Annotated in this window: 27 protein-coding genes; 13 read left to right on the top strand and 14 right to left on the bottom strand. The window is 59.9% G+C overall.

Annotated features, from left to right (window positions below):
- The first annotated feature begins 119 nt into the window (after positions 1–119).
- The 7 genes from WLQ66_RS11635 to WLQ66_RS11605 all read left to right on the top strand — a co-directional run bounded on the left by WLQ66_RS11635 (position 120) and on the right by WLQ66_RS11605 (position 4,702).
- Positions 120–689, top strand: a complete 570-nt coding sequence (locus WLQ66_RS11635) for a LabA-like NYN domain-containing protein (RefSeq protein ID WP_340546538.1) — start codon at positions 120–122, stop codon at positions 687–689.
- Between the two features lie 189 nt (positions 690–878).
- A complete protein-coding gene (gene ispH / locus WLQ66_RS11630; protein WP_340546537.1) occupies positions 879–1,829 on the top strand; it encodes a 4-hydroxy-3-methylbut-2-enyl diphosphate reductase in 951 nt (316 codons plus the stop codon).
- A gap of 130 nt (positions 1,830–1,959) precedes the next feature.
- The gene (locus tag WLQ66_RS11625) at positions 1,960–2,577 is read left to right on the top strand and encodes a LysE family translocator (RefSeq protein WP_340546536.1); all 618 of its coding nucleotides are present in this window, start codon (positions 1,960–1,962) and stop codon (positions 2,575–2,577) included.
- Positions 2,574–3,026, top strand: a complete 453-nt coding sequence (locus tag WLQ66_RS11620) for a DUF3429 domain-containing protein (protein WP_340546535.1) — start codon at positions 2,574–2,576, stop codon at positions 3,024–3,026. The genes WLQ66_RS11625 and WLQ66_RS11620 overlap by 4 nt, the downstream gene beginning before the upstream one ends.
- Positions 3,023–3,622 (top strand): class I SAM-dependent methyltransferase, encoded by a 600-nt coding sequence (locus WLQ66_RS11615; RefSeq protein WP_340546534.1) that lies wholly within the window; start codon positions 3,023–3,025, stop codon positions 3,620–3,622. Before WLQ66_RS11620 ends, WLQ66_RS11615 begins: the two co-directional genes overlap by 4 nt.
- Complete coding sequence (rnhA, locus tag WLQ66_RS11610; protein WP_340546533.1) at positions 3,615–4,082, top strand: ribonuclease HI; 468 nt, start codon at positions 3,615–3,617, stop codon at positions 4,080–4,082. Before WLQ66_RS11615 ends, rnhA begins: the two co-directional genes overlap by 8 nt.
- The gene (locus tag WLQ66_RS11605) at positions 4,079–4,702 is read left to right on the top strand and encodes a trimeric intracellular cation channel family protein (RefSeq protein WP_340546532.1); all 624 of its coding nucleotides are present in this window, start codon (positions 4,079–4,081) and stop codon (positions 4,700–4,702) included. The genes rnhA and WLQ66_RS11605 overlap by 4 nt, the downstream gene beginning before the upstream one ends.
- Positions 4,703–4,722: 20 nt before the next feature.
- Here WLQ66_RS11605 and WLQ66_RS11600 read toward each other — a convergent pair whose 3' ends face one another.
- The 5 genes from WLQ66_RS11600 to def (WLQ66_RS11580) all read right to left on the bottom strand — a co-directional run bounded on the left by WLQ66_RS11600 (position 4,723) and on the right by def (WLQ66_RS11580) (position 7,545).
- Complete coding sequence (locus WLQ66_RS11600; RefSeq protein ID WP_340546531.1) at positions 4,723–4,959, bottom strand: hypothetical protein; 237 nt, start codon at positions 4,957–4,959, stop codon at positions 4,723–4,725.
- 11 nt (positions 4,960–4,970) lie between these two features.
- Positions 4,971–5,876: a methionyl-tRNA formyltransferase gene (gene fmt / locus WLQ66_RS11595; RefSeq protein WP_340546530.1), complete on the bottom strand. Its 906-nt coding sequence runs from the start codon at positions 5,874–5,876 to the stop codon at positions 4,971–4,973.
- A 71-nt stretch (positions 5,877–5,947) separates the two neighbouring features.
- Entirely contained in the window at positions 5,948–6,445 is a 498-nt protein-coding gene (gene def, locus WLQ66_RS11590) for a peptide deformylase (protein WP_340546529.1), read from the bottom strand.
- The gene (gene def / locus WLQ66_RS11585) at positions 6,442–6,951 is read right to left on the bottom strand and encodes a peptide deformylase (RefSeq protein WP_340546528.1); all 510 of its coding nucleotides are present in this window, start codon (positions 6,949–6,951) and stop codon (positions 6,442–6,444) included. The genes def (WLQ66_RS11590) and def (WLQ66_RS11585) overlap by 4 nt, the downstream gene beginning before the upstream one ends.
- A 72-nt stretch (positions 6,952–7,023) precedes the next feature.
- On the bottom strand, positions 7,024–7,545 hold the full coding sequence (def, locus tag WLQ66_RS11580; RefSeq protein WP_340546527.1) for a peptide deformylase: 522 nt from the start codon (positions 7,543–7,545) through the stop codon (positions 7,024–7,026).
- Positions 7,546–7,642: 97 nt separating this feature from the next.
- Here def (WLQ66_RS11580) and WLQ66_RS11575 point away from each other — a divergent pair, with 97 nt between their 5' ends.
- Complete coding sequence (locus WLQ66_RS11575; RefSeq protein ID WP_340546526.1) at positions 7,643–8,815, top strand: MalY/PatB family protein; 1,173 nt, start codon at positions 7,643–7,645, stop codon at positions 8,813–8,815.
- 120 nt (positions 8,816–8,935) lie between these two features.
- Here WLQ66_RS11575 and WLQ66_RS11570 read toward each other — a convergent pair whose 3' ends face one another.
- Complete coding sequence (locus tag WLQ66_RS11570) at positions 8,936–9,298, bottom strand: hypothetical protein (RefSeq protein WP_340546525.1); 363 nt, start codon at positions 9,296–9,298, stop codon at positions 8,936–8,938.
- A gap of 311 nt (positions 9,299–9,609) precedes the next feature.
- On the opposite strand from WLQ66_RS11570, the gene WLQ66_RS11565 reads away from it, so the two are divergent.
- The 4 genes from WLQ66_RS11565 to WLQ66_RS11550 all read left to right on the top strand — a co-directional run bounded on the left by WLQ66_RS11565 (position 9,610) and on the right by WLQ66_RS11550 (position 14,066).
- The gene (locus WLQ66_RS11565; protein WP_340546524.1) at positions 9,610–10,584 is read left to right on the top strand and encodes a glutathione S-transferase family protein; all 975 of its coding nucleotides are present in this window, start codon (positions 9,610–9,612) and stop codon (positions 10,582–10,584) included.
- 408 nt (positions 10,585–10,992) lie between these two features.
- Complete coding sequence (locus WLQ66_RS11560) at positions 10,993–11,946, top strand: threonine-phosphate decarboxylase (protein ID WP_340546523.1); 954 nt, start codon at positions 10,993–10,995, stop codon at positions 11,944–11,946.
- Positions 11,943–12,854, top strand: a complete 912-nt coding sequence (gene cbiB / locus WLQ66_RS11555; RefSeq protein WP_340546522.1) for an adenosylcobinamide-phosphate synthase CbiB — start codon at positions 11,943–11,945, stop codon at positions 12,852–12,854. The genes WLQ66_RS11560 and cbiB overlap by 4 nt, the downstream gene beginning before the upstream one ends.
- A 39-nt stretch (positions 12,855–12,893) precedes the next feature.
- Positions 12,894–14,066: a lytic murein transglycosylase gene (locus WLQ66_RS11550; protein ID WP_340546521.1), complete on the top strand. Its 1,173-nt coding sequence runs from the start codon at positions 12,894–12,896 to the stop codon at positions 14,064–14,066.
- Between the two features lie 25 nt (positions 14,067–14,091).
- Here the strand turns inward: WLQ66_RS11550 and WLQ66_RS11545 are convergent, their stop codons facing one another.
- From WLQ66_RS11545 to WLQ66_RS11535, 3 genes are all read right to left on the bottom strand, one after another.
- Positions 14,092–14,463: a hypothetical protein gene (locus tag WLQ66_RS11545; protein WP_340546520.1), complete on the bottom strand. Its 372-nt coding sequence runs from the start codon at positions 14,461–14,463 to the stop codon at positions 14,092–14,094.
- Between the two features lie 75 nt (positions 14,464–14,538).
- Complete coding sequence (locus WLQ66_RS11540; RefSeq protein ID WP_340546519.1) at positions 14,539–15,006, bottom strand: YbjN domain-containing protein; 468 nt, start codon at positions 15,004–15,006, stop codon at positions 14,539–14,541.
- Between the two features lie 58 nt (positions 15,007–15,064).
- On the bottom strand, positions 15,065–18,520 hold the full coding sequence (locus WLQ66_RS11535; RefSeq protein WP_340546518.1) for a chromosome segregation SMC family protein: 3,456 nt from the start codon (positions 18,518–18,520) through the stop codon (positions 15,065–15,067).
- Positions 18,521–19,140: 620 nt separating this feature from the next.
- Here WLQ66_RS11535 and WLQ66_RS11530 point away from each other — a divergent pair.
- Positions 19,141–19,911, top strand: a complete 771-nt coding sequence (locus WLQ66_RS11530; protein WP_340546517.1) for a FadR/GntR family transcriptional regulator — start codon at positions 19,141–19,143, stop codon at positions 19,909–19,911.
- A gap of 33 nt (positions 19,912–19,944) precedes the next feature.
- On the opposite strand, the gene WLQ66_RS11525 is transcribed toward WLQ66_RS11530, so the two are convergent.
- From WLQ66_RS11525 to WLQ66_RS11505, 5 genes are all read right to left on the bottom strand, one after another.
- Positions 19,945–20,694: an acyltransferase gene (locus tag WLQ66_RS11525; protein ID WP_340546516.1), complete on the bottom strand. Its 750-nt coding sequence runs from the start codon at positions 20,692–20,694 to the stop codon at positions 19,945–19,947.
- A 195-nt stretch (positions 20,695–20,889) separates the two neighbouring features.
- The gene (locus tag WLQ66_RS11520) at positions 20,890–21,450 is read right to left on the bottom strand and encodes a F0F1 ATP synthase subunit B (RefSeq protein ID WP_260082157.1); all 561 of its coding nucleotides are present in this window, start codon (positions 21,448–21,450) and stop codon (positions 20,890–20,892) included.
- 4 nt (positions 21,451–21,454) lie between these two features.
- Positions 21,455–22,000, bottom strand: a complete 546-nt coding sequence (locus tag WLQ66_RS11515) for a F0F1 ATP synthase subunit B' (protein WP_340546515.1) — start codon at positions 21,998–22,000, stop codon at positions 21,455–21,457.
- A gap of 86 nt (positions 22,001–22,086) precedes the next feature.
- Positions 22,087–22,311: a F0F1 ATP synthase subunit C gene (locus WLQ66_RS11510; RefSeq protein ID WP_008562443.1), complete on the bottom strand. Its 225-nt coding sequence runs from the start codon at positions 22,309–22,311 to the stop codon at positions 22,087–22,089.
- 57 nt (positions 22,312–22,368) lie between these two features.
- On the bottom strand, positions 22,369–23,172 hold the full coding sequence (locus tag WLQ66_RS11505; protein ID WP_340546514.1) for a F0F1 ATP synthase subunit A: 804 nt from the start codon (positions 23,170–23,172) through the stop codon (positions 22,369–22,371).
- Between the last annotated feature and the right edge of the window lie 3 nt (positions 23,173–23,175).

The raw sequence follows: 23,175 nt of genomic DNA, 5'->3' as shown, positions 1-23,175 counted from the left end.
CCCGATACACTTGCGGCAAATGTCAAATAACCTACATTAAGTCCACCCGTTTTAGCGTATTTCAGCATTCACTCACGGAACCTCACTGCTGGGACGGACCTACCGGAAGGACATATTTGATGTTTTACAAGGACGAACGGCTCGCGCTGTTCATCGATGGATCGAACCTATATGCGGCAGCAAAGGCGCTTGGGTTTGACATCGATTACAAGTTGCTCAGGCAGGAATTCATGCGCCGGGGCAAGTTGTTGCGCGCGTTTTACTACACAGCTCTGCTGGAAAATGATGAGTACTCTCCGATCCGGCCATTGGTTGACTGGTTGCATTACAACGGTTTCACCATGGTGACCAAACCAGCCAAGGAATATACCGACAGCATGGGTCGGCGTAAGGTGAAGGGGAATATGGATATCGAGCTGACGGTCGATGCCATGGAACTTGCTCCCCGCGTGGACCATATCGTGCTGTTCTCCGGTGATGGTGATTTCCGCCCGTTGATCGCCAGCCTGCAGCGGCAGGGTGTGCGCGTCTCCGTTGTCTCCACCATCCGCAGCCAGCCGCCAATGATCTCGGACGAGCTGCGCCGACAGGCCGATAATTTCATCGAGCTGGAAGAGTTGAAGGACGTGATCGGCCGCCCTCCCCGCGAACAAAGTGACCCGCGCTCCGTATCAGCCGCCACCGGCTGATACAGATCTGTGGCCTGCCGGAGGCCACCACGACCCAGACATGGCCCGCAGCAGTGATATTCATTGTTTGCGGGCTTTTGCTTGCGCTGTTTTTGGTTTCCTTGTCCCGGGGACCGCCGCTTAATCAATTGCCACGGGGCTGGACCTCGCCGACAGAAAGCCCTAGCTCTGAGCGATAAGGAGACCGCAATGACCAAGCCCCCCCTCACGCTATATCTCGCCGCGCCGCGCGGCTTTTGTGCCGGTGTCGACCGGGCGATCAAGATCGTCGAAATGGCGCTCGAGAAATGGGGGGCGCCTGTCTATGTGCGCCATGAGATCGTGCACAACAAATATGTGGTCGACGGGCTACGCGACAAAGGGGCCGTCTTCGTTGAAGAGCTGGATGAATGCCCCGATGATCGGCCGGTGATCTTTTCAGCGCATGGCGTCCCGAAGTCGATCCCGGCCGAGGCAGACCGGCGCGAGATGATCTATGTCGATGCCACATGCCCGCTGGTGTCGAAGGTCCATATCGAGGCGCAGCGCCATGCGGAAAACGGGCTCCAGATGATCATGATCGGTCACAAGGGGCATCCTGAAACCATTGGCACCATGGGACAGCTGCCCGAGGGAGAAGTGCTGCTGGTGGAAACCCCGGATGATGTCACCACGGTGACGGTTCGCGATCCTGACAATCTCGCTTATGTCACCCAGACGACCCTGTCGGTCGATGACACCAAGGATATTGTTGCAGCACTTCAGGCTCGGTTTCCGAATATTGTCGGCCCTCACAAGGAAGACATCTGCTATGCCACCACCAACCGCCAGGAGGCCGTCAAGGAAGTCGCCCCGAAGGCAGATGCCCTATTGGTTGTCGGCGCTCCCAATTCATCGAACTCACGACGGTTGGTCGAAGTTGGCGCCAAGGCGGGATGCCAATATGCACAGCTGGTACAACGGGCCGAAAACATTGATTGGCGCGCGCTTGAGGGAATTTCCTCGGTCGCGATCACCGCTGGAGCCTCTGCGCCCGAGCTCTTGGTGAACGAAGTCATCGATGCCTTCCGCGAGCGGTTCGAGGTAACAGTCGAGCTGGTGGAAACCGCGATTGAACGGGTTGAGTTCAAAGTTCCCCGGGTTCTGCGGGAAACAGCCTGAGGCGGCTTGTCCCCTGCAAACGATAATGACGCAGCCGCTTTGCCGGTCTGCGGATTTCTTTGTCTTGCAACTGACCGGCAGCCGATTACCCTTGGCCTGAACCACCTTGTCTATCAAAGGAGCTGGTCAATTGATTTCACTGCAATTTCTGATCACCGCATTTGTCGTCGTCCTCGCGCCAGGGACCGGTGTGCTCTACACGCTGGCGCTTGGTCTTGGTCAGGGGCGGCGTGCCGCGATTTGGGCAGCGGTCGGCTGCACCTTTGGCATCGTGCCCCATCTTGTGGCTGCGACACTGGGGCTGGCTGCGGTTCTGCACACCTCGGCGGTGCTGTTTCAGGCGGTGAAGATTGCGGGCGTTCTGTATCTTCTGTATCTGGCCTGGCAAATGCTGAAAACTGACGGCGCGCTGTCATTGTCCGGCGCGCCTGCTGCTCCGGATCATGGTCTAAGGATCGCCAAGCGCGGCGCCCTGATCAACATCCTGAACCCGAAACTTTCGGTGTTTTTTCTGGCGCTTCTCCCGCCGTTCCTGTCAGGCGCGGCCGCAACAGCGACACAGGAGATGGTCGTGCTTGGATTGATTTTCATGGCCATGACTTTTGGTGTCTTTGTGTTCTACGGGCTCTTTGCAGCGCAGGCGCGAAGCTTGATCCTGGGGTCGGACACCGTGATCAAATGGCTGAATCGCAGCTTTGCTGCGCTGTTTGCCGCGCTGGCGGCCCGATTGGCGATGGAACGGGCATGAGCAGGATACCACCGGCACCGCTGGTCTTGGGGCTGGCCGGGCTGATCCCATTCGTCTGGGGAGCACTCACCACGCAGATCCCGGCGTTGCAGGTCTGGGGTGCCAGCCATCTTGGGGCGCGGTTTGTCGGCCCCTATGTGCAGCTGTTCTACGGCTCTGTGATCCTCAGCTTCATGTCCGGCGTGCTCTGGGGATTTGCGACCAAGACATCGGGTATGCAGGCGGCAACTGGTTATGCCCTGTCGGTGCTGCCAGCGCTTTGGGCATTCTTCATGACCGGCGGTGGACCGACCAGCGCGGGCATAAACCTGATCTACGGCTTTGCCGGCCTGTTGCTGCTGGATTATGCCTTTTACGTTTGGCGTCTGACCCCATCATGGTGGATGCAGCTGCGCCTGCTGCTGACCGGCATCGTGGTCGCCAGCCTCGCCGTCGGTGTCTACCTGTGAGCGGGCCTGACCGCGAGACACTGGAGATCTACAACAACAAGGCAGCGGATTATGCTGACCGGAACCAGACACACCTGCGAGAAGACCCACGCCTGCACGAGTTCATCGCTGCCTGCCCGCCGAACGCACGGGTGCTGGATCTGGGCTGCGGTCCCGGCACCTCCAGCGCGGTTATGGCCGCAGCCGGGTTGCGCCCTGTGGCGATGGATGCTTCCGTGGAAATGATCGCACTGGCGGAACAGATGCCGGGTGTTGAGACGTGTCTCGCTAGTTTTGATGAGCTGTCGGGGTGCGACATCTATGATGGCATCTGGGCCAATTTCAGTCTGCTACATGCGCCGCGTGCCGATTTTCCGCGTCACCTGAGGGCCATCCGGCAGGCGCTGCGGTCAGGTCGGCCCTTTTACATCGCGCTAAAGCTCGGTAAGGGCGAGGCCCGCGATGCCCTTGGGCGATATTATACCTACTACGAGGAAGACGAATTGATCGATCTATTGCGCACTGCTGGGTTCACCCCGGACAACCGCACCACCGGCGAAAACGCAGGGCTGGACGGCGCCATGGCGCGCTGGATTTCGGTGGCCTGTCATGGCTGATCTCTTCGCCTACACGGATGGCGCCTGCTCCGGCAATCCTGGCCCGGGTGGCTGGGGGGTTTTGCTTCGCGCAATGGACGGCGACACTGTTGTCAAGGAAAAGGAACTGCAGGGCGGCGAAGCCGAGACCACCAACAACCGGATGGAACTGCTGGCAGCGATCAATGCCCTGGAAAGCCTGGCGCGCCCCTCTACCCTCACCGTGGTGACCGATTCAGCCTACGTCAAAAACGGTGTCACCGGCTGGATCCACGGCTGGAAACGAAATGGCTGGAAGACCGCGTCAAAGAAACCCGTGAAAAACGTTGAGCTGTGGCAACGTCTGGACGAGGCGCAGCGCCGTCACACGGTCACGTGGGAATGGGTCAAAGGCCACGCAGGCCATCCCGAGAACGAACGCGCCGATGAACTTGCGCGTGCAGGCATGGCCCCGTTCAAGACTGGCAAAGCAAAGGCATGACCATCCTTACCCTTCTGGACTATGCGTCCGTTCTGGTCTTTGCGGCCTCCGGCGCCCTGGTGGCCAGCCGGGCACAGCTCGACATTGTCGGCTTTGCTTTCGTGGCCTGCCTGACCGCCGTCGGCGGAGGGACGGTGCGGGATCTTTTGCTGGATCGCAACCCAGTGTTCTGGATCGGCGATTCTACGATAATCCTGTTGGCGGCGGTGACTGCGGTGATTGTCTTCTTCACCGCCCATTTGGTGGAAAGTCGGCTGCGCTGGATTGTCTGGCTCGACAGTTTTGCACTGGCAATCGCAGTTTCGGCGGGCACCGGCGCTGCCTTGCTAACCGGCCAGACGCCGGTGATCGTTGTGCTGATGGGCATGGCAACAGGCACCCTGGGCGGGTTGATGCGTGATGTGGTCTGCAATGAAGTGCCGCTGGTGCTGAAACAGGGCGAGCTCTATATCTCATGCGCCATGGCAGGCGCGATTACGGCGGTGGTCAGCATGGCATTTGGCCTGCCGACCCGCTGGGCGCTTGTGGCCTGCGCGGTGGTCTGCTGGGTTTTGCGGGCGGGCTCAATCGCATTTGGCTGGCATCTGCCAGTTTATCGTTCACGCCCGCCGCGCAGCTGAGCAACAGTCGGCAGGAAGGTTCAGCGGCGCCAGTGAAACGGCACGATGACCAACGCGCCGACGGATGCGGCGATGGCGTTCCAACCCGGTGCGCGAAAGCCGACGCCAAACATGATCACCACAAAATGGAACAGGAACGCGCCGCCAACGCAGATGATGATCGACGAGAGATACCCATTGTGGGTAAAACCGGTGCGCTCCGCCAGGTAGCCGACGATCCCGGCAATAACGACGCTGCCGAACAGGGCCAGAAACATACCCGCCTCCCTTAAAGCTGTGTGCCGCGCGCTACGGGAAAGCCACGCAGGAAAATCTCGCGTTCCTGTGCTCCCTTGCCTGCCCGCTGCAATCGCAACAGCTCAACCGCGCCCTCACCACAGGCAACCCGCAGCGCATCGTCCAGAACGATTCCCGCCACGCCGGCCCCGTCGACAACGCGGGATGCCAACAGTTTTACGCGCTGACCCTCGATCTCGCACCAGGCACCGGGAAACGGAGACAACCCGCGGATCGTCCGATCAACCTCCACCGCGGAGCGTTGCCAGTCGATGCGGGCTTCGGCCTTGTCGATCTTATGGGCATAGGTCACGCCCGCGTCCGGCTGCACCTCAGGTGTCAGGTCAGACAGCCCGTCCAGGGCACGGACGATCAGGTCTGCCCCCATTTCCGACAGCCGATCATGGAGCTGGGCGGTGGTTTCCTCCGGGCCAATCTCGGTCGCTTCGCGCAGCAGGACCGGGCCGGTGTCAAGCCCCGCCTCCATCTTCATGATGCAGACGCCAGTTTGACTGTCGCCCGCCATGATGGCGCGGTGAATGGGTGCCGCTCCGCGCCAACGCGGCAGCAGGCTCGCGTGGATATTGAGGCAGCCGTGTATGGGGGCATCCAGCACCGCCTGTGGCAGGATCAAACCATAGGCCACGACCACCGCGACATCCGCCCGTAGATCCGCGAATTCGGCCTGCTGCTCGGCCCCCTTGAGGCTGACCGGGTGACGGACATCAAGACCCAGTTCAATCGCGCGGGCATGAACGGGCGTTGGTCGATCCTTCTTGCCGCGCCCGGCCGGACGGGGCGGTTGGCAGTAGACCGCAGCAATCTCATGACCCGCGTCAACCAGGGCATCCAGCACCGGAACCGAAAACTCCGGCGTCCCCATGAAAACAATACGCATCCGCTGCCCCTTACTCTCAATCCATTCGCCTGAAACAGGCCCCGAACCGCGGGTTTGTCCCCGCACGTGTCTCAGCCATTCAGCTTCTTCGCCTTGCGGATCAGCATATCGCGTTTCACCTTCGACAGCCGGTCAAAATACATACGGCCATTCAGGTGATCGATCTGATGTTGCACGCTGGTGGCCTCGATCCCGACGAAATCCCGTTCGACCACCGCGCCGGTTTCATCCATATATCGCACGGTCACCGCGCGCGGTCGTTTGATTTTGGCCGAGACGCCGGGGAGGTTGGGACTGGCCTCCTCATGTTCCCGCAGCGCGACCGAAGCATGCAGGATTTCGGGATTCGCCAGCCGGACAGCGCGCCCTCGTTCGCTGGAGCCGTCGACAACTGCCAGTCGCTGCAGGACGCCGATCTGGTTTGCGGCCAAGCCAACACCGGGCATTGCCTCCATCGTGTCGATCATATCCTGCCAGAGGGTCAGCGTATCCTCGGTGATTTCGCTCACGTCCTCGGCGCGGCTGCGCAGATGCTTGTCGGGCCAGGGCAGGCAGGGGCGCACGGTCATCGGGGTGTCTCCAGATTAGTTTCATAGGTGGCAAGGGCCGCAGCGCGCGCCTCTGGGTCCACCCGGTCAAAAGTGACACGACCATCAAGATGATCGTATTCATGCTGCACGCAAGCCGCAGCAAACCCGTCAAACCGGCGCTGATGGCGCACGCCCTTCATGTCGGTCCAACCGAGATCTACCCAGGCTGGGCGCGTCACATCGAGACTGAGGCCCCTGATCGACAGGCACCCCTCGGTGCGTGTCGCCATCTCATCGGAAAGGGCGATGATCTCTGGGTTCAGGCAGACCAGCGGGTCGCGCGTGCCTTCCTTCCAGGTCGTATCCATAACAAATACCCGTGCCAGAACACCGACCTGGGGCGCGGCCAGTCCACGACCCGGCGCGGCATACATGGTATCGAGCATATCGCGCACCAGATCCGCAACCTCTGACGGGTCAGTCACCGGCGTAGCTGGGCTACTCAGCACCGGGTCGGGCCAAGCCCTGATCTGGAGAACCGTCATCTTGTCCACCTTTCCGGGTCAAAGCAGCCAACGTACGCCATCTTGTCCACAGACGGAGCCACCCGCCCAACGTCAGCTACCGCGTCCGCGCTCGCGCTTCAGTTTCTGCATTTTCCGTGTGATCATCTGCCGTTTCAACGGTTTCAGGTAATCAATGAACAGCTTGCCGTTCAAATGGTCGATCTCATGCTGGACGCAGGTCGCCCAAAGACCATCAAAGGTTTCCCGCTGGGGATTGCCGTTGCGATCCATCCATTCGACGTCAACCACCTTGGGGCGTGTCACCTCGGCGTATTGATCGGGAATGGACAGGCAGCCTTCCTCATAGACATTGATGTCATCCGATGCTGCAACCACTTCTGGGTTGAACATGACCAGAGGGCGGGCCGGGCCATCCTCTTCCTTGACACAATCCAGCACGATAAGGCGGTCCAGCACGCCGATCTGCGGCGCGGCAAGGCCGATACCCGGCGCAGCATACATGGTTTCCAGCATGTCGTCGGCCAGCGTGCGCAATGCGTCCGAAAGGTCGGGAACAGCTGGGCATACCTTCTTGAGGCGGGGATCAGGATGGATCAGGATCGGTCGTTTCATGCCGCTGATTTAGGCCATTGACGCCCGCCCTGCAACGGCCCCCTTGCGTGTCGCTGGATTGCCGTTAGCTTCGCCCCTGAACAACGGGAGTTCAGACATGGATTTTGACAAGATCATTGACCGCCGGAATACACATTGCATCAAATGGGACATGATGGAGGATCTCTATGGCGTGCCACGAGACAAAGGTCTGTCGATGTGGGTGGCCGATATGGATTTCGCAGTGCCATCGGTCGTGACCGACAAGATGCGGGAAATGGCCGACCATGGTGTCTATGGCTATGTGAACTGCGACAGCCCCTACCGGTCCGCAATCTGCTGGTGGATGCAGAACCGTCACGGTTGGTCGGTCGACCCCGACGCGATTTTCACGACAACCGGTCTAGTGAACGGCGTCGGTATGTGTCTGGATACCTATACGCAACCGGGTGACGGCATTGTGCTGTTCACGCCAGTCTATCACGCCTTCGCCAAGGTCATTCGCAACGCCGGACGTGAGGTGGTCGAATGCGAACTTGCCGTCAACGATGGGCGCTACGAAATGGATTTTGCGGCCTATGATGCGCAGATGACCGGTTCGGAAAAGATGGTCATCCTCTGCTCTCCCCATAACCCGGTCGGCCGTGTCTGGACCCAGGATGAACTGCGCAGCGTTGCCGATTTTGCCAAGCGGCACGATCTGATCCTGCTCTCCGATGAGATTCATCACGATCTGGTATTCGACGGTGCAACTCATATCCCGATGCAAAACGCGGCACCGGATATCACCGATCGCCTGTTGATGCTGACCGCGCCGTCCAAGACGTTCAACTTTGCCGGTATGCACACCGGCCAGGTCATCATTCCCGATCCCGATCTGCGCGCAAAATTCTCCCGCCGGATGCTGGCGCTGGCGTTGTCGCCGAACTCTCCCGGCCAATGGGCAACGGCTGCCGCCTACTCTCCGGAAGGCGCCGCCTGGGTGGATGAACTGGTGCCCTATCTGGACCGCAACCGGCAGATCTTCGATGCCGCCGTGAACGAGATCCCCGGTCTACATTCAACCCGGCTGGAAGCGACCTATCTGGCCTGGGTCGATTTCTCCGGCACTGGCATGAGCCGCGAGGAGTTCACCGCACGGGTTGAAAACGACGCGAAGATTGCTGCCAACCACGGGCCCAGTTTTGGAACTGGTGGCGGCAGCTTCCTGCGGTTCAACCTAGGCACCCAGCGCGCACGGGTCGAAGAGGCCTGCGAGCGTCTGCGCAGGGCATTCGCCGACCTTCAATAATGCCGGGTGGAAAATCGGTCTCGCTCAGATACGCGAGACCGAGGAGAAAAAAACGGGGGCTCTATTTAAGGCCCCCGTTTTCCAATCAAATATCAATATACCCAAGCAAATTCGCCCGGCTCAGAGCCGCAGGTCATCCTGTGCAATCAGCCCCACCGGCGCGTCCGGAGCACGGTAGAAATCCAATGGTGCCTTGTCCGAGGCCGGTGTTGCGCGTTTGAACTCATACCGCATTTCGCCGCCCTCCTCATCAGAGGCAACGATCAGGCATTGGGACAGATGCCGACTGCCGTCAAACAGATCAACCAGGCCCCGCAGCTGCGGTGCATCTGCTGCCTCGATCGAAAAGCCGTCTTTCCACATGCGCAAGACCGGAAACATGTGATCGTCTACAGCCACGCGCAGGCGGCTCTTGCGTTTCATTCCATCCAGCCGCGCGGCATCCAGCGCGTCCAGCACAGACTTCGGAACAAATGTCGTCATCGCAGTGACCTTTCGATCTGGCAAACGCTGGCGTCATCGCATGGCGATAATTGTTCCAGCGCGAGCGGGCGTTTTGCCCGGTTCACCACAAGTGTGAACTTGGAAAGGATAAAATCAAGTGAACTTTTTGAGTCATTTCCACATCTTGCGCGCAGCACCACTTTTGATCTGCGCGTTGCAGGCTGGATACGCCCCTTGTCGCAGCTGTGCACTGGCGCAGGGATAATGCGCGTAAACTGCGATGGGCGCGCGCCCCCGCTCAACCTAGGTTACCTCTCGACATATGTATTCACAGCATACAGGAGACGGTGATGGGCCTCTTGATTGATGGCGTTTGGCACGACCAATGGTACGACACAGCATCAACCGGTGGCGCGTTCAAACGCTCGCAGGCGCAATTTCGAAACTGGATCACCAAAGATGGTCTGGCCGGGCCAACCGGCAAAGGAGGCTTTGCCGCGGAGAGCGGGCGTTATCATCTCTATGTCTCGCTGGCCTGCCCATGGGCGCATCGTGCGCTCATCTTCCGCCAACTCAAAGGGCTGGCAGATCATATCAGCGTTTCGGTCGTACACCCGGATATGCTGAACTCAGGGTGGAGTTTTGCCAAGGACGACCACGGCGCGACGGGTGACACGCTGTTCGGGAATGATCATCTCCACCAGATATACACCCGCGCCGACCCACAGTATTCCGGTCGGGTCACCGTGCCAATCCTCTGGGACAAAACGCAAAATACCATCGTTTCCAATGAAAGCGCCGACATCATCCGCATGTTCAACAGCGCCTTCGACGGCATCAGCCACAATGATGATGACTACTGGCCCGAAGAACTGCGCGAACCGATCGAAGCCGTGAACAATCGGGTCTATTCCACGCTGAACAATGGTGTTTACAAATGCGGGTTTGCCACCACGCAGGAGGCCTATGACGCCGCTGTTGAGCCGCTGTTCGAGACCCTCGACTGGCTGGAAGACATCCTGTCCGAACATCGTTTCCTGCTTGGCGACGCGTTGACCGAGGCAGACTGGCGGCTGTTCACCACCCTTGTCCGTTTTGATCCGGTCTATCACCTGCATTTCAAATGCAATCGGCGACGGCTGATCGATTATCCGAATCTCTGGGCCTATACTCGCGCGCTGTATCAATGGCCCGGCGTGGCTGGCACCGTCGGAATGGATCACATCGTGCGCCACTATCATTACAGCCATGAGACCATCAACCCGCATCGGATCATCCCGATCAACCCGCAGATCGACTGGATGGCGCCTCACGGCCGCGACTGACCTGTCAGCCTGCCACTGTCGCATGGTTGCTGCCGTGCCTGCCTGCAACCGCGCATTCGTGGTACGCCGAATGCGCGGGCGACAATCCTCACTTGGTTCACGGATTGTCGCCCATGGATGTTCCTTGCCGCTGTGATCGGCGATCAAAACCGTCGATGCGGGAATCGACAGTTGCTCCCGGACAGCCGGTTTCCGGCAAACGAGATATTACGTCCCCATTGTCGGGCATTCGCCAAGCACACCCATAGCGAGATTTTCCGCGCCGCAATCTCCCCGAGATTAGCGAATTGTTGATTGCATGGGGCTATGGTTGCTTTCTCGTCATTGCTGCTCCATACGGCGGTATTGGGTCAGCGGTTTTCTTGGCCCTCGGTTCTGGTTCATTTGTTAAGGCCCAAGATGACAGGCATGCTGGATCTGACAGAGGTCCCTCAGCGGGACCACGGCGGCAACCTTAGTGCCGCTATTTCGGAATATGGTGGTGAAGCCAGAGATTGGGTCGATATTTCGACCGGGATCAACCCCGTGCCATATCCGATCACTGGCCTGACATCTGCGGATTGGGGTGCCCTGCCCGACAAGGCGGCACAGGCCGATCTGGTTGCCGCAGCGCGCGCTTTCTGGAAGGTGCCGAAAGATGCAAAAATCCTCGCTGCCCCAGGCGCCTCGGCGCTGATTGCCGCCATTCCGGCCTTGGCTGACCCACGGTGGGTGCAGATCACGCCACCGACCTATAACGAACATGCCGCTGCCTTTACCACTCACGGGTGGCAGACAGTCACCGGGGGCCCGGCAGAGGCGCGGGTTCTGGTCCATCCAAACAATCCCGACGGACGCCGGTGGAGTGCTGAGGATGCACAGGCCCCGCTGGTCGTGATTGATGAGAGTTTTTGCGATGTCTGCCCTGAGGACAGCCTTATTCATCTTGCAGATCGCCCGGGCGTTATCATCCTCAAGAGTTTCGGCAAATTCTGGGGCCTCGCGGGCCTGCGGCTTGGCTTTGCTATCGGCGACCCCTGCCTGATCGACGGTCTGGCAGCTTGGCAAGGCCCCTGGGCGGTCTCCGGTCCGGCCTTGCGCATCGGCGCGCAGGCGTTGCGGGACGAGGACTGGGCCACCACCACACGGCTGAGGCTGCGGCAGGATGCCGAGCGCCTGGATCAGATGCTCATCGCCAAGGGCGCCCAGATTGTCGGTGGCACCGATTTGTTCCGCCTATATGATGTGGACGACGCTGCGGCCTGGCAAACCCAGCTTGCACGTGCACATATCTGGACGCGTATTTTCCCCTATTCAAAAAACTATCTGCGTCTCGGCCTGCCCACAGGGGATGGCTGGGCGAGGCTTGAGGCGGCTCTGTGACAACTGCGGAACTGCTGATACCGGCCTTGCTGCTGGATGCTGTTTTTGGCGAACCACGCTGGCTCTGGACGCGGCTGCCGCACCCTGCGGTGTTGATGGGTCGTGCGGTTGAGCTTACCGACCGGTCGCTCAACACCGGCAAACAACGCAGGGCCAAAGGTGTTCTGGCCATCGTCCTTCTGGTTCTGGGGGCAGGCTGGCTTGGCTGGGTTCTGTCGCTGTTTGGGCCGGTCATGCAGTTTCTGGTAGCTGCAGTTCTGCTGGCACAACGATCGCTTTGCGAACACGTCGAAGCTGTTGCCCACGGCCTGCGCCACGATCTCGCAGAGGGTCGTACGGCGGTTTCTATGATCGTCAGCCGCGATACCACCGGCATGACAACCCCGCAGATCGCGCGGTCAGCCATCGAAAGCGGTGCCGAAAATTTCTCCGACGGGGTGATCGCCCCCGCATTCTGGTTTCTTGTCGGTGGCCTGCCCGGGCTGATGATCTACAAGATCACCAATACAGCCGACAGCATGATTGGCTATAAAACGCCGCGCCACAGAAATTTTGGTTGGGCAGCTGCACGGCTGGATGACGCGCTGAACCTGATACCGGCGCGGCTGTCAGCGTTGATGATCGCAGCCGTTGGCCGCGTGCTGCCAAGCTGGCCCGAAATTGCACAGGACGCAGGCCGCCATCGCTCCCCGAATGCAGGCTGGCCCGAGGCTGCGATGGCACGCGCGCTTCAGGTCGCGCTGGCCGGGCCCCGCTCCTACGATGGAAAAATGCAGGATTTTCCTTGGGTCAATGCTGTCGGCTCGAAAAGCGCCAGTGCCCATAGTATCACCCGTTGCGTTCGCCTGCTTTGGATGTCTTGGGCGCTGGGGCTTGCGCTAACGGTTGCCATTGCCGCGCTATTGTAGCTAACAAGGGGCAGCACTCTCAAAAAGGACACGCCAACCGTGTTGCGCCCCAGCCTTCTCGCCCTCGTCTCATTCCTGCTCCCTCTTCAGGCCCAAGCACAATGTGGCGGCGGATTTCGCAATTTCGTCCAGTTGATGAAAGAAGAAGCGCTGACCGGCGGATATGATAGCGCTACGGTGAACCGGTTCTTCGAAGGTGTTCGGCAGGATCAGTCGGTCCTGAAAGCGGACCGCGCGCAGGGTGTATTCCAAAAACCGTTCATCGAATTTTCGCGGCGCCTGATTTCCAAAAACCGGCTGGACCGGGGTCTGGCGATGGCGCGCAAATATGATACGACCTTCCGCCGGATCGAGACGACCTATGGCATAGATCGCAGCGTGCTGCTTGCGTTCTGGGCCTTCGAAACCGACTATGGCGCCGTTCAAGGGGATTTCAACACGCTGAACGCCCTTGTAACCCTATCCCATGACTGCCGCCGACCTGAGCTGTTCCGCCCGCAGGTGTTTGCGGCGCTGGAACTGTTTCGTCAGGGCAACTTTGATCCACGCCGCACCACCGGCGCCTGGGCGGGCGAAATCGGAATGGTGCAGATGCTGCCCGGCGATATCCTCGAAAACGGGGTCGATGCGGATGGTGACGGCCTCGTCAGCCTCAAGACCTCCGCTCCCGATGCGCTGATGTCCGGGGCGAAGATGTTGTCGCATTTGGGCTGGCGGCCCGGCGAACCCTGGTTGCAGCAGGTGACAATCCCCGAAGATCTGGACCTCCGCCTGAGTGGTGTTCATCACAAGCAGACAGTCGGCGATTGGCGGGCTTTGGGCGTGCGGTCCCGGTCCGGTCGGCTGGCAGCCACCGGCACCAAGGCTGCACTCATTCTGCCACAGGGTCACAAAGGGCCTGCCTTCTTGGCCTATCCGAACTTCGACGTCTATTTCGAGTGGAACCAGAGCTTTACCTATGTGCTGACGGCGGCATATTTCGCCACCCGCCTGTCAGGAGCCGCCCCCTATGATGCGGGCGCACCTGATACAGGTCTTGTGGCCAAGCAGATGGAACAGCTTCAGCGCAAACTCATCGCGCGGGGCCATGACGTCGGCAATGTGGATGGCATCCTTGGCGCCAAGACACGGATCGCGGTGCAAAAAGAGCAGGAGCGCCTGGGCTTACCAGCCGACGCCTGGCCGACCGAAACGCTGCTGTCGCGTCTCTGATCAGCTGGTGCAGCACCCCTGATATTCACCGGATCGAGCGCACCGGGAACCTCTGACCGTCGGAGGTGATTACCACCGTGCGGTCACGGTTTGTCACATATTGATCGCAGCGTGAGGCGCCGTTGACAAAGGTTACGCATATGAGGCCGTCCGGCTTGACGCTGTAGCTGCCCCAGGCCGTACCTCCGCCATTCTTCGCAGAATATGTGTAGGCGTAGGCCCCATCCGAGCCGAACAGCGCCTCGCCATCATCGTAAAAGACAAAGGAACGTCCGGGCAGCGCCGCCAAGGCCTCGGCATCAAAAGGTCGATCTCCGCTGCGCATCGCACCGTCTTGGGCCGACACGGTACCGAAGCCGGCAACTGCAGCAAGGAAAACATAAAAGGCCAGCAACATGGGGTATCTCATGCAGCCAGCCTAGCGGTATTTCAGAGCCTGATCTGTCACGTTTCGGTGACGAAACCTTCTGGGTCACCAATCAATGAATTCTTCGAATTCCTGTATGATCCTGGACCAGTAGCTCAAGAGCTCGGCGAAATCGTCCGGGTTCATCCCGCTTTTGCCAAGATAGACGTCCAGCTCAACCCGAGCGGATCCCTCGTCCGAGATATAAGCACGGCCAAAGCGGTTCTCCGTGTTCCATTCGTTGATCTTCGCCACACGCACGCCGCCATCCGTCTGGTAGCCCGAAAAGAACTGTATCGCATCGCAGTTCCTATTGTTCTCGCAGCCATAGAAATAGATTGAGAAGTCATTGCCGTAATAGTCGACCTTTAGCTTGGGGTCGCCCACATCGTCAGTTGTGACCTCAAAATCGACCCCTTCAGTCTCAAAAAAATTCGCAAGCGTGGTTGCATCCTTCGCAAGGATATTTTCAGCGTGCCCCAGATCAGGAATGGCGACCAGGGCTGCGGCTGTCAGTAGAGAAAGAAATTTCATTGCAAATCCTGTCATTGTCGCGGCGACGATAGAACCAGCGGCCTTGTTGAACAAGGGTTCAGGCGACCAGAGATTCGGCCTTCTTGAGATCGACAGACACCAGCTGGCTCACGCCTTTCTCCTGCATGGTCACGCCAAACAACCGATCCATCCGCGCCATGGTCACCGCGTGGTGCGTGATGATCAGAAAACGGGTGTCGGTCTGTCGGCACATCTCATCCAGCAGATCACAGAAACGGGTGACATTGGCATCATCCAGAGGTGCGTCGACTTCGTCCAACACACAGATCGGTGCCGGGTTCGACAGAAACACCGCAAAAATCAAGGCCATAGCGGTCAGAGTCTGTTCTCCGCCGGACAACAGTGAGAGCGTTGACAGCTTCTTACCCGGTGGCTGGCACATGATCTCAAGCCCGGCGTCCAGCGGGTCGTCACTTTCGACCATAACCAGATTGGCCTCGCCGCCGCCGAACAGATGGGTGAACAGCATGGTAAAGCTGGCGTTCACCTCCTCAAAGGCGGTCAGAAGCCGTTCACGTCCCTCACGATTGAGGCTGGCGATCCCTGCGCGCAACGTCTTCACCGCCTCTTCCAGATCGGCTTTCTCGGTGACCAGCTGGTCATGCTCTTCCTGCACCACACGGGCGTCTTCTTCGGCGCGCAGATTGACGGCTCCCAGCGCATCGCGCTGGCGCTTGTGACGGTTGACCTCCGCTTCCAGCTCCTCTGCATTGGGCATGTCTTCAGGCGTAGCATCAAGGCGGGCCAACAGGTCGTCCGGCACGGTCTGCTGTTCCTCACGGATCCGCGCCTCCGCATGTCCCACCGCCTCACGGGCGGCATCGCAACGCGCTTCGGAGCGGGCTCGTGCTTCACGTGCCTCTGACGCAAGGCGCGCGCACTCGCGCTCGGCGTGCACGGCATCGCGCAACACGGTTTCAGCGCCGATCAGCGCGTCCGACGCGGCAGCCTTGCGCGCCTCTGCCTCTTCAATCGCGGCATTCAGTTCGTCATGTCTCTCCGCAATTTCAGCTGGAACCGCATGGGCCTCTTCCAGCTCGTCTTCTGTTGCCGCGCGACGCTCGGTCAGCTCGGCAATGCGCCTCTCGGCGCTGTCCAGACGATGACGCCAGCCGGAGAGCTCTTTGGTCACCTGCTGTCCGCGTGCGGTCCGAGCCTCGCCTTCGCGACGCAATTCATCCTGCGTTGATCGATGCGTCAGCATAGTGATCCGCGCGGCTTCGACCGCTTGCTTCACATCCTCGACCTTGGCGCGCGCTTCGGAGAGGTCTTCAAGGCCCTCCACCGCAGTCTCAGCCTCAGCCAGCTGCGCCTTTGCCGCCGCTGCATCCTCGTCATGGCGGGTCACTGCAATGCTGAGAGTTTCGAGTTTACCTTCGGAGAGGTTGCGATGGCTTTCGGCCCTGCTCAGCGCACGCGCAGCATCGGCGACGCGCTGATCCGCGACCCGGCGCGCCTGACGGGCGGCCTGATCAGCGGCGGTCACCTCCTCAAGCTTTCGCATCAGGACCTCATGTGCCGCCCTGGCGCCATCGGCACGCGCTCCTACATGCTCCATGTCCTGTTTCAGCGTCTCGAGACGGTTCATCTGCTCCAAACGCAGCGCTGCAGCACTGGGTGCATCCTCCGCCCAGGCGCGGAACCCGTCCCAGCGCCAGAGATCCCCCTCCAATGTCACAAGACGCTGCCCCGGCAACAAGCGCGAATGCAGGTCTCTTGCGGCATCACCGTCGACCAGACCAACCTGCGAAATCCGGCGCTGCAGCGCTGCCGGGCAGCTGACATGCAGAGACAGCGGCACAGCGCCCGCAGGCAGAGCCGCATCGCCGTCATAAGGCGGCAGGGTAACCCATCCACTTGGCCCGTCGATCTCAGCAAGAGGCGCACGCAGATCATCTGCCAGCGCCGCCCCGAGTGCCTTTTCATAACCGGCGGCGACACGCATTTCATCCAGAACATGCCCGCCCTCGGCAGTGTCACGTTCCACCAGCTTCGCAAGGGCCGTCACCTCAGCACGCAGCGCACCCAGCTCTCCTTCAGCTTCGGAGCGGCGAGCACGGGCCTCTGCTTCTCGCGACTGGGTGTCATTGCGGGCTTCATCCGCCGCCGCGAGGGTTTCATCTGCCAGTTCTGCAGCCGCGCGCGCCTCTTCTTCAGCGTCGACTGCCGCTGCAAATGCGGCCTCGGCTTCGGCCAGTGTTTCGCGGGCGGCCGCCATCGCCTCGCGGGAACTGCCGCCTTCCTCTTCCGCACGACTCAGTGCGCGACGGCAATCCTCAACCTGGCGCTGCGCGGACTGGTGGCGCGCGGCTAGCCGTGCCACATCTTCGGTCAAACTCGTCAGATGCTCTTCGCGCGCCTGAAGAACAGATCCGGCCTCGCGGGATCGCTCAACGGCTTCGGCCATGCGGTCATCATGGCCAATGGCCGCCCGCGCCAATTCGCGCTGTTCCCAGTCCAGCCGCTCGATTGTCTCGCCGGCATCCCGGTTCAGCCCGCTTTCACGTTCGATATCAAGGCCCAACTGCGCCACACGGTTGGTCAGCGTCTCGATTGTCTGGCGTGCCTGTGCCTCCTGATCGCTCAGCGCATCGCGCTGCACGAACAGACGTTGCAGGACCGCCGCTGCGATCGCTTCTTCCTCGCGCAGAGGCGGCAATGCACCCTCTGCTTCTAGTCGCTTCCCATCTGCGACACGGGCCAGCGCCTCGGCCTTGGCGGCCTGCGTCTCACGCGCGCGTAGGACATCTTCTGCCTCAAGCCGCGCGTCATCGGCCTCGCGCCAGCGGCGATACAGCAACATCCCCTCCGCCCGGCGCAGCTGCTCACCGATATCACGATAGCGCTGCGCCTGTCGGGCCTGACGGGCCAGTTGTGAAAGCTGAGCAGCCAGTTGCTCGATCACGTCATCCACGCGCAGCAGGTTCTGTTCGGTGTTCTTGAGCTTCAGTTCAGCCTCATGCCGCCTCTGGTAGAGTCCCGAAATACCTGCAGCCTCCTCCAGAATACGCCGCCGGGCCTTCGGTTTGGCATTGATCAGTTCGGCAATCTGTCCCTGTCGAACCAACGCTGGCGAATGTGCGCCGGTCGAGGCATCAGCAAACAGCATCTGCACGTCGCGGGCGCGCACATCCTTGCCATTGGTCTTGTAGGCACTGCCAACATCACGGGTGATGCGGCGCAGAATTTCCAGATTGTCACTTTCGTTGAATCCGGACGGCGCAAGCCGCTCGCTATTGTCGATTTGCAGGCTGACCTCAGCAAAGTTACGCGCAGGCCGGGAACTTGTCCCCGCAAAGATCACGTCCTCCATGCCACCGCCGCGCATGGCCTTCGGGCGGTTTTCGCCCATCACCCAACGCAGCGCCTCGAGCAGGTTCGATTTGCCGCAGCCATTTGGCCCGACAACCCCAGTCAGGCCATCCGCGATCAGCAGATCCGTTGGGTCCACAAAGCTCTTGAAGCCATTCAGTCTGAGTTTCGAGAAGCGCAAGCCGATATCCTGTGATTCATTGGGGTCCAAGTGTCATGGGTTTGTTACACCACTGTCAATGTGGCCGCCCCCCAAATCCGCTAGCTCAGCGCGATATCGCCACCATATATTGTGGATAACTTTCTATTTCCCGCTTAACCGGCTACACAGTCCAATCGCCCGACCAGCACGGCCTGATCGCCCAGTACATAGCCCACGCTACACCCACTGGCCAATTCCATGGCACGGGCCGCCCGACCTCTGATCGGTCCAAGCCGCGGCGCATACTGTGGGTTGACGCGAACGGCTTCTGCCAACCGACCGCGCATCCTGACATCAAAAACGCTGCCGTCCACGGCAATCCTCTGCACGGTCTGGCCCCGAAAATGCGGACTTGCGGTATCGCAGGCGGCAAGTAATACGACAAGGAGGAATGTAAAAATCGAGCGGAATAGAACCGTGGATCTGGCCGGGTCGAACATGCGTATCACCGTGACGGTTGTGACAAATTCTTCGGTCTTGCTCTCACAGCTAGCATGGAACGCGCAGGTTGTCTGCCGAATGGATGCCGCCCTCTTGCAGCCGCACCTGCCGCGTGGTCATATGTTTTGACCAATAACGCACCTCAGAAGGCAATCATCATGCCCTTTCAAAAAGTTCAGCCCGAAAAACTCTCTGCTTCAGTGGTGCGCCAGATCGAACAGTTCATTCTGCGAGGCATCCTGACACCGGGCGAGCGGTTGCCTGCGGAACGCGAACTGGCGGAGCGTCTGGGCGTATCGCGGCCATCCCTACGGGACGCACTGGCAGAATTGCAGAGCCGAGGCCTGCTCACGTCGCGGGCCGGTGCCGGTGTTTTTGTTGCCGATGTGCTCGGCTCAGCCTTTTCGCCTGCCCTGGTGCAGCTCTTTGCCAGCCATGATGAGGCCGTCTTCGACTACCTCAGCTTTCGCCGGGACATGGAAGGCCTCGCGGCGGAGCGCGCGGCCAAATACGGTTCCGACTATGATCTTCAGGTCATTCAGACCATCTTTGAAAAGATGGAACAGGCCGGTGATCCTGCCACTTCAGAGGAAGCGGCAGCTCTGGACGCGCAGTTCCATTCCGCGATCATGGATGCGAGCCACAATGTCGTCATGCTGCATATGATGCGGTCGATGTTTGACCTGCTGCGGGAGGGGGTCTTCTACAACCGCCAGATCATGTTCCAACAGCACACCACGCGCGAGGCCCTGCTCGCGCAGCACAGCGCCATCAACGCCGCTTTGCAGGCGCGCGACCCGGATGCAGCGCGGGCGGCGGTCGAAACCCATCTGGATTACGTGAAACAGGCGCTCAGCGACCATCAGCGCACCCTGCGCAACGCGGAAATCGCCAAGCAGAGGCTTGAGCACGAAATCAGCAAATCCTGAGCCAGGCGCCGACCCCATTCAGCACGGCCGGGGTCAGGCTTCGGGCATGGACGCGAGCCACTCCGCCACGACCTCTTCGGGGTATCCTCGGTGGAAATGCGACTTCCACGGGTAGGCTGGCCGATCGGTGCCGTCTTTCAGCCGGACCTTATTCGCATCCCCCCTGTCGACCGCCGGGTTCCCAACCGCGATCCGATGATCTGCAACATCTCTCGTGACTGCGCTACAGGCTCCAACCAGGGCACCCTCGCCGACAGTCACCCCGGGGAGGACAGTGGTCATCGTGGCAATCACAGCAAATGACTTGATCCGAGCACCAAGCAATACCTCGCTGGGCGGATGGGGGTCATTGGTCAGCACAACATAGGGAAAGATCCAGACATAATCGTCGATGACGCTCTTTTGGCCGATATGGACATTGCTGTGCAGCCGGACGTAATCACCAACGGTGCAATGACCCTGAATATCGCCCAGAGTGCCTATCTGGAAACCGCGTCCGGCCGAGGTCAGTTCACGGACGGTGACACGATGACCGGTCACCAGCCCCTCTCCAAAAGTCGAGCTTTCATAGAAAACGCTGTGTGAACGTATGTTGGAGCGTGCCGAGATCCGCAGCGGCGACCCATCCCCAAGCCGGGTTTCAACGCCGAGTTCGCAATTGCTTCCTATGCTTGTGCCCTCACCGATCTCGACATTGTCATGGATGATCGAGAACGGACCGATTTCCACGCTTGGGTGAATCTTGGCATTGGGGCTGACAATAGCCGTCGGGTGGGCGCGCATGTGAGTCTCCTTCGGGACTTGGAGGCCCGAGCTCCGGCTCGGGATCTTGGCTCACTTCTATCGTTCGGCCCGCGCCCGATCCACCATTTAGGTCAGCAACCGCCCCACTCCAATGGCCAAGCCCACAGCTGGGCGAACAAAAAACCCGGCCACATGAGCCGGGTTTTTTTAATACGCGCCGATAACAAGTGCAGGTTAGTGCAGCTTGGCGTCCACGTCAGCGATAGCAGCGTCGATCAGCTTGTTGGCTTCTGTCGCTGTCATCTGCTTCGAAATCACAGCATCCGCCGCCGCGATAGCAACGAGGATGGCCTGATCGCGTACTTCTTTCACCGCAGAATCCTGCGCTGCCTTGATCTGCTCCTCGGCAGCCGTCATACGACGGGCGATCGAGACTTCCAGATCCGCCTTGGCCTGCTCAGCCGCCTTGGCAGCATCTTCACGTGCCGAAGCAACGATCCGGTCGGCCTGCGCCTGAACTTCCTGCTGCTTACGTTCGTAAGACGCCAGAATGGTCTGGGCTTCTTCACGCAGGGCACGGGCCTCTTCGAGGTCCTTCTTGATGCCTTCCGCACGGGCGTCAAGCTGACCCCCCAGCAGACCGGGCACCTTGGCATAGAGCAGGATACCGACGAACAGCAGGAACGCGAGCGTCACGACAAAGTCGGTGTTGCTCATCGACAGGAACGGGCCAGACGCCGCAAACGCGGGGCTGGTGGCACCAAAGGTCAGAGCAAGAGCCAATACTGAGCGCATGTTCTTATCCTTTCATCCGGTCGGCAACCGCGGCTGCGACGGCTTTTTCGTCTGCCTTGCCACCAAATGCGGCGACGATTTCGGCGGCGGTATCTACAGCGACGGCTTCGACGCTGGCGATGGCACCGGCCTTGATCTCGGCGATGACGGCTTCTGATTCCGTTGCTTTGGCCGATATCTGTGCGTCTGCCTTGGCAATGGCCTCATCCAGATCTGCCTGGATTTCCGCACGGGTCTCAGCAGCGATGCGCTGAGCCTCGGCACGGGCATCCGCCAGAGCTTGATTGTAAGCGGTTTCGGCCTCAACGGCTTTGGCCTTCAGGTCTTCAGCCGCGGCGAGGTCGTTGGTAATGGTTCCCTGACGCTCGGCCAACACTGCCGCAATGCGGGGCAGCGCGATGCGCGACAGGATAAAATAGATCACGACGAGCGTGACCACGAGCCAGAAGATCTGGTTCGAATAGGTCGAGAAGTCCAGCTGCGGCATGCCGCCCGAACCGTGGGCAGCCTCTGCGGCACCGTGACCTGCGTCCTGCGTCTGAGTTGCCATGTCGTCCTCCTAGGGAACTTGCCGTTACACCGGGCGGCGCAGTCGTCCACACCGCCCGGCCGTAAGGAAAATGGTTCCGAAGGGTCTTAGACGGCGAACATCAGCAGCAGAGCGACCAGGAACGAGAAGATGCCCAGAGCTTCTGCAAATGCGATGCCGATGAAGAGGGTTGCGGTCTGGGAAGCAGCCGCGGAGGGGTTGCGCAGAGCGCCTGCCAGGAAGTTAGCAGCAACATTGCCAACACCCAGTGCAGCAATACCAGTACCCATGCCAGCCAGGCCAGCGCCGATGTGTGCGAGTTCGCCTTCCATTGTGTATCTCCTTACGATTGGAAGTTGAGGATCTTGTTGTTCGGACCTAACCGCGACTTAATGCGACGGATGAAGCGCGTCCTTCAGGTACACGCAGGTCAGAATTGTGAACACGTAGGCCTGAATGAAGGCCACGAGAACTTCGAGTGCGTAAACCGCGGTGATGGCAAAGATCGGCAGGAAGCTGAACAGGCCCAATGCGCCTGCAAAACCTGCGAATACCTTCAAAACCGCGTGGCCAGCCATCACGTTACCTGCAAGACGAATGCAATGGCTGACGGGGCGCACGAAATAGGAAATCAGTTCGATGATCGCGAGCACCGGGCGCAGCGCCAACGGTGCGGAGCTGACCCAGAACAGGCCCAGGAACTTGGTGCCGTGCAGCACAAAGCCGGTCACGGTCACGGTCACAAAAACCAGCATCGCCAGAACCGCAGTTACTGCAAAATGCGAGGTGGTGGTGAAGCTGCCGGGGATCAAGCCCAGCATGTTCGCGGTCAGGATGAACATGAAAAGGGTCATGATGTAGGGGAAGAACTTCAGACCGTCTTTACCGGTGACGTCTTCGACCATCTTGTAGATGAACCCGTAGGCAAGTTCAGCAACCGACTGAATGCGCGACGGAACAATCGCGCGCTTGGACGATCCCAGTACCATCAGAGCGAAGATTGCGACAATCGCCAGCCCCATCCACAGGGTCACGTTGGTCGGGGTGTAGAAGTTCAGCTCTGCTGCGCCACCCAGCGGCTTTACCAGGAACTGGTCAGTCGGGTGAATCTGGAGCCCCGGAATAGCGGGCGCAAAGAACAGCCCAGACGCAAGTACCAGCAGAAAAGCTGCACCAAAGATTAGTTTGCCCATTGT

Source organism: Phaeobacter sp. A36a-5a (assembly GCF_037911135.1).
GTDB lineage: Bacteria > Pseudomonadota > Alphaproteobacteria > Rhodobacterales > Rhodobacteraceae > Phaeobacter > Phaeobacter bryozoorum.
Note: the sequence above shows the minus strand (reverse complement) of the source record. Positions and strands in the feature narration are given on the sequence as shown.

Excerpts from the sequence above, each read along its gene's own strand:
- WLQ66_RS11635 (WP_340546538.1), top strand. The coding sequence starts at position 120 with ATGTTTTACAAGGACGAACGGCTCGCGCTGTTCATCGATGGATCGAAC.
- ispH (WP_340546537.1), top strand. The coding sequence starts at position 879 with ATGACCAAGCCCCCCCTCACGCTATATCTCGCCGCGCCGCGCGGCTTT.
- WLQ66_RS11620 (WP_340546535.1), top strand. The coding sequence starts at position 2,574 with ATGAGCAGGATACCACCGGCACCGCTGGTCTTGGGGCTGGCCGGGCTG.
- rnhA (WP_340546533.1), top strand. The coding sequence starts at position 3,615 with ATGGCTGATCTCTTCGCCTACACGGATGGCGCCTGCTCCGGCAATCCT.
- WLQ66_RS11605 (WP_340546532.1), top strand. The coding sequence starts at position 4,079 with ATGACCATCCTTACCCTTCTGGACTATGCGTCCGTTCTGGTCTTTGCG.
- WLQ66_RS11600 (WP_340546531.1), bottom strand. The coding sequence starts at position 4,959 with ATGTTTCTGGCCCTGTTCGGCAGCGTCGTTATTGCCGGGATCGTCGGC.
- fmt (WP_340546530.1), bottom strand. The coding sequence starts at position 5,876 with ATGCGTATTGTTTTCATGGGGACGCCGGAGTTTTCGGTTCCGGTGCTG.
- def (WP_340546529.1), bottom strand. The coding sequence starts at position 6,445 with ATGACCGTGCGCCCCTGCCTGCCCTGGCCCGACAAGCATCTGCGCAGC.
- def (WP_340546528.1), bottom strand. The coding sequence starts at position 6,951 with ATGACGGTTCTCCAGATCAGGGCTTGGCCCGACCCGGTGCTGAGTAGC.
- def (WP_340546527.1), bottom strand. The coding sequence starts at position 7,545 with ATGAAACGACCGATCCTGATCCATCCTGATCCCCGCCTCAAGAAGGTA.
- WLQ66_RS11575 (WP_340546526.1), top strand. The coding sequence starts at position 7,643 with ATGGATTTTGACAAGATCATTGACCGCCGGAATACACATTGCATCAAA.
- WLQ66_RS11570 (WP_340546525.1), bottom strand. The coding sequence starts at position 9,298 with ATGACGACATTTGTTCCGAAGTCTGTGCTGGACGCGCTGGATGCCGCG.
- WLQ66_RS11565 (WP_340546524.1), top strand. The coding sequence starts at position 9,610 with ATGGGCCTCTTGATTGATGGCGTTTGGCACGACCAATGGTACGACACA.
- WLQ66_RS11560 (WP_340546523.1), top strand. The coding sequence starts at position 10,993 with ATGCTGGATCTGACAGAGGTCCCTCAGCGGGACCACGGCGGCAACCTT.
- WLQ66_RS11545 (WP_340546520.1), bottom strand. The coding sequence starts at position 14,463 with ATGTTGCTGGCCTTTTATGTTTTCCTTGCTGCAGTTGCCGGCTTCGGT.
- WLQ66_RS11540 (WP_340546519.1), bottom strand. The coding sequence starts at position 15,006 with ATGAAATTTCTTTCTCTACTGACAGCCGCAGCCCTGGTCGCCATTCCT.
- WLQ66_RS11530 (WP_340546517.1), top strand. The coding sequence starts at position 19,141 with ATGCCCTTTCAAAAAGTTCAGCCCGAAAAACTCTCTGCTTCAGTGGTG.
- WLQ66_RS11525 (WP_340546516.1), bottom strand. The coding sequence starts at position 20,694 with ATGCGCGCCCACCCGACGGCTATTGTCAGCCCCAATGCCAAGATTCAC.
- WLQ66_RS11520 (WP_260082157.1), bottom strand. The coding sequence starts at position 21,450 with ATGCGCTCAGTATTGGCTCTTGCTCTGACCTTTGGTGCCACCAGCCCC.
- WLQ66_RS11515 (WP_340546515.1), bottom strand. The coding sequence starts at position 22,000 with ATGGCAACTCAGACGCAGGACGCAGGTCACGGTGCCGCAGAGGCTGCC.
- WLQ66_RS11510 (WP_008562443.1), bottom strand. The coding sequence starts at position 22,311 with ATGGAAGGCGAACTCGCACACATCGGCGCTGGCCTGGCTGGCATGGGT.
- WLQ66_RS11505 (WP_340546514.1), bottom strand. The coding sequence starts at position 23,172 with ATGGGCAAACTAATCTTTGGTGCAGCTTTTCTGCTGGTACTTGCGTCT.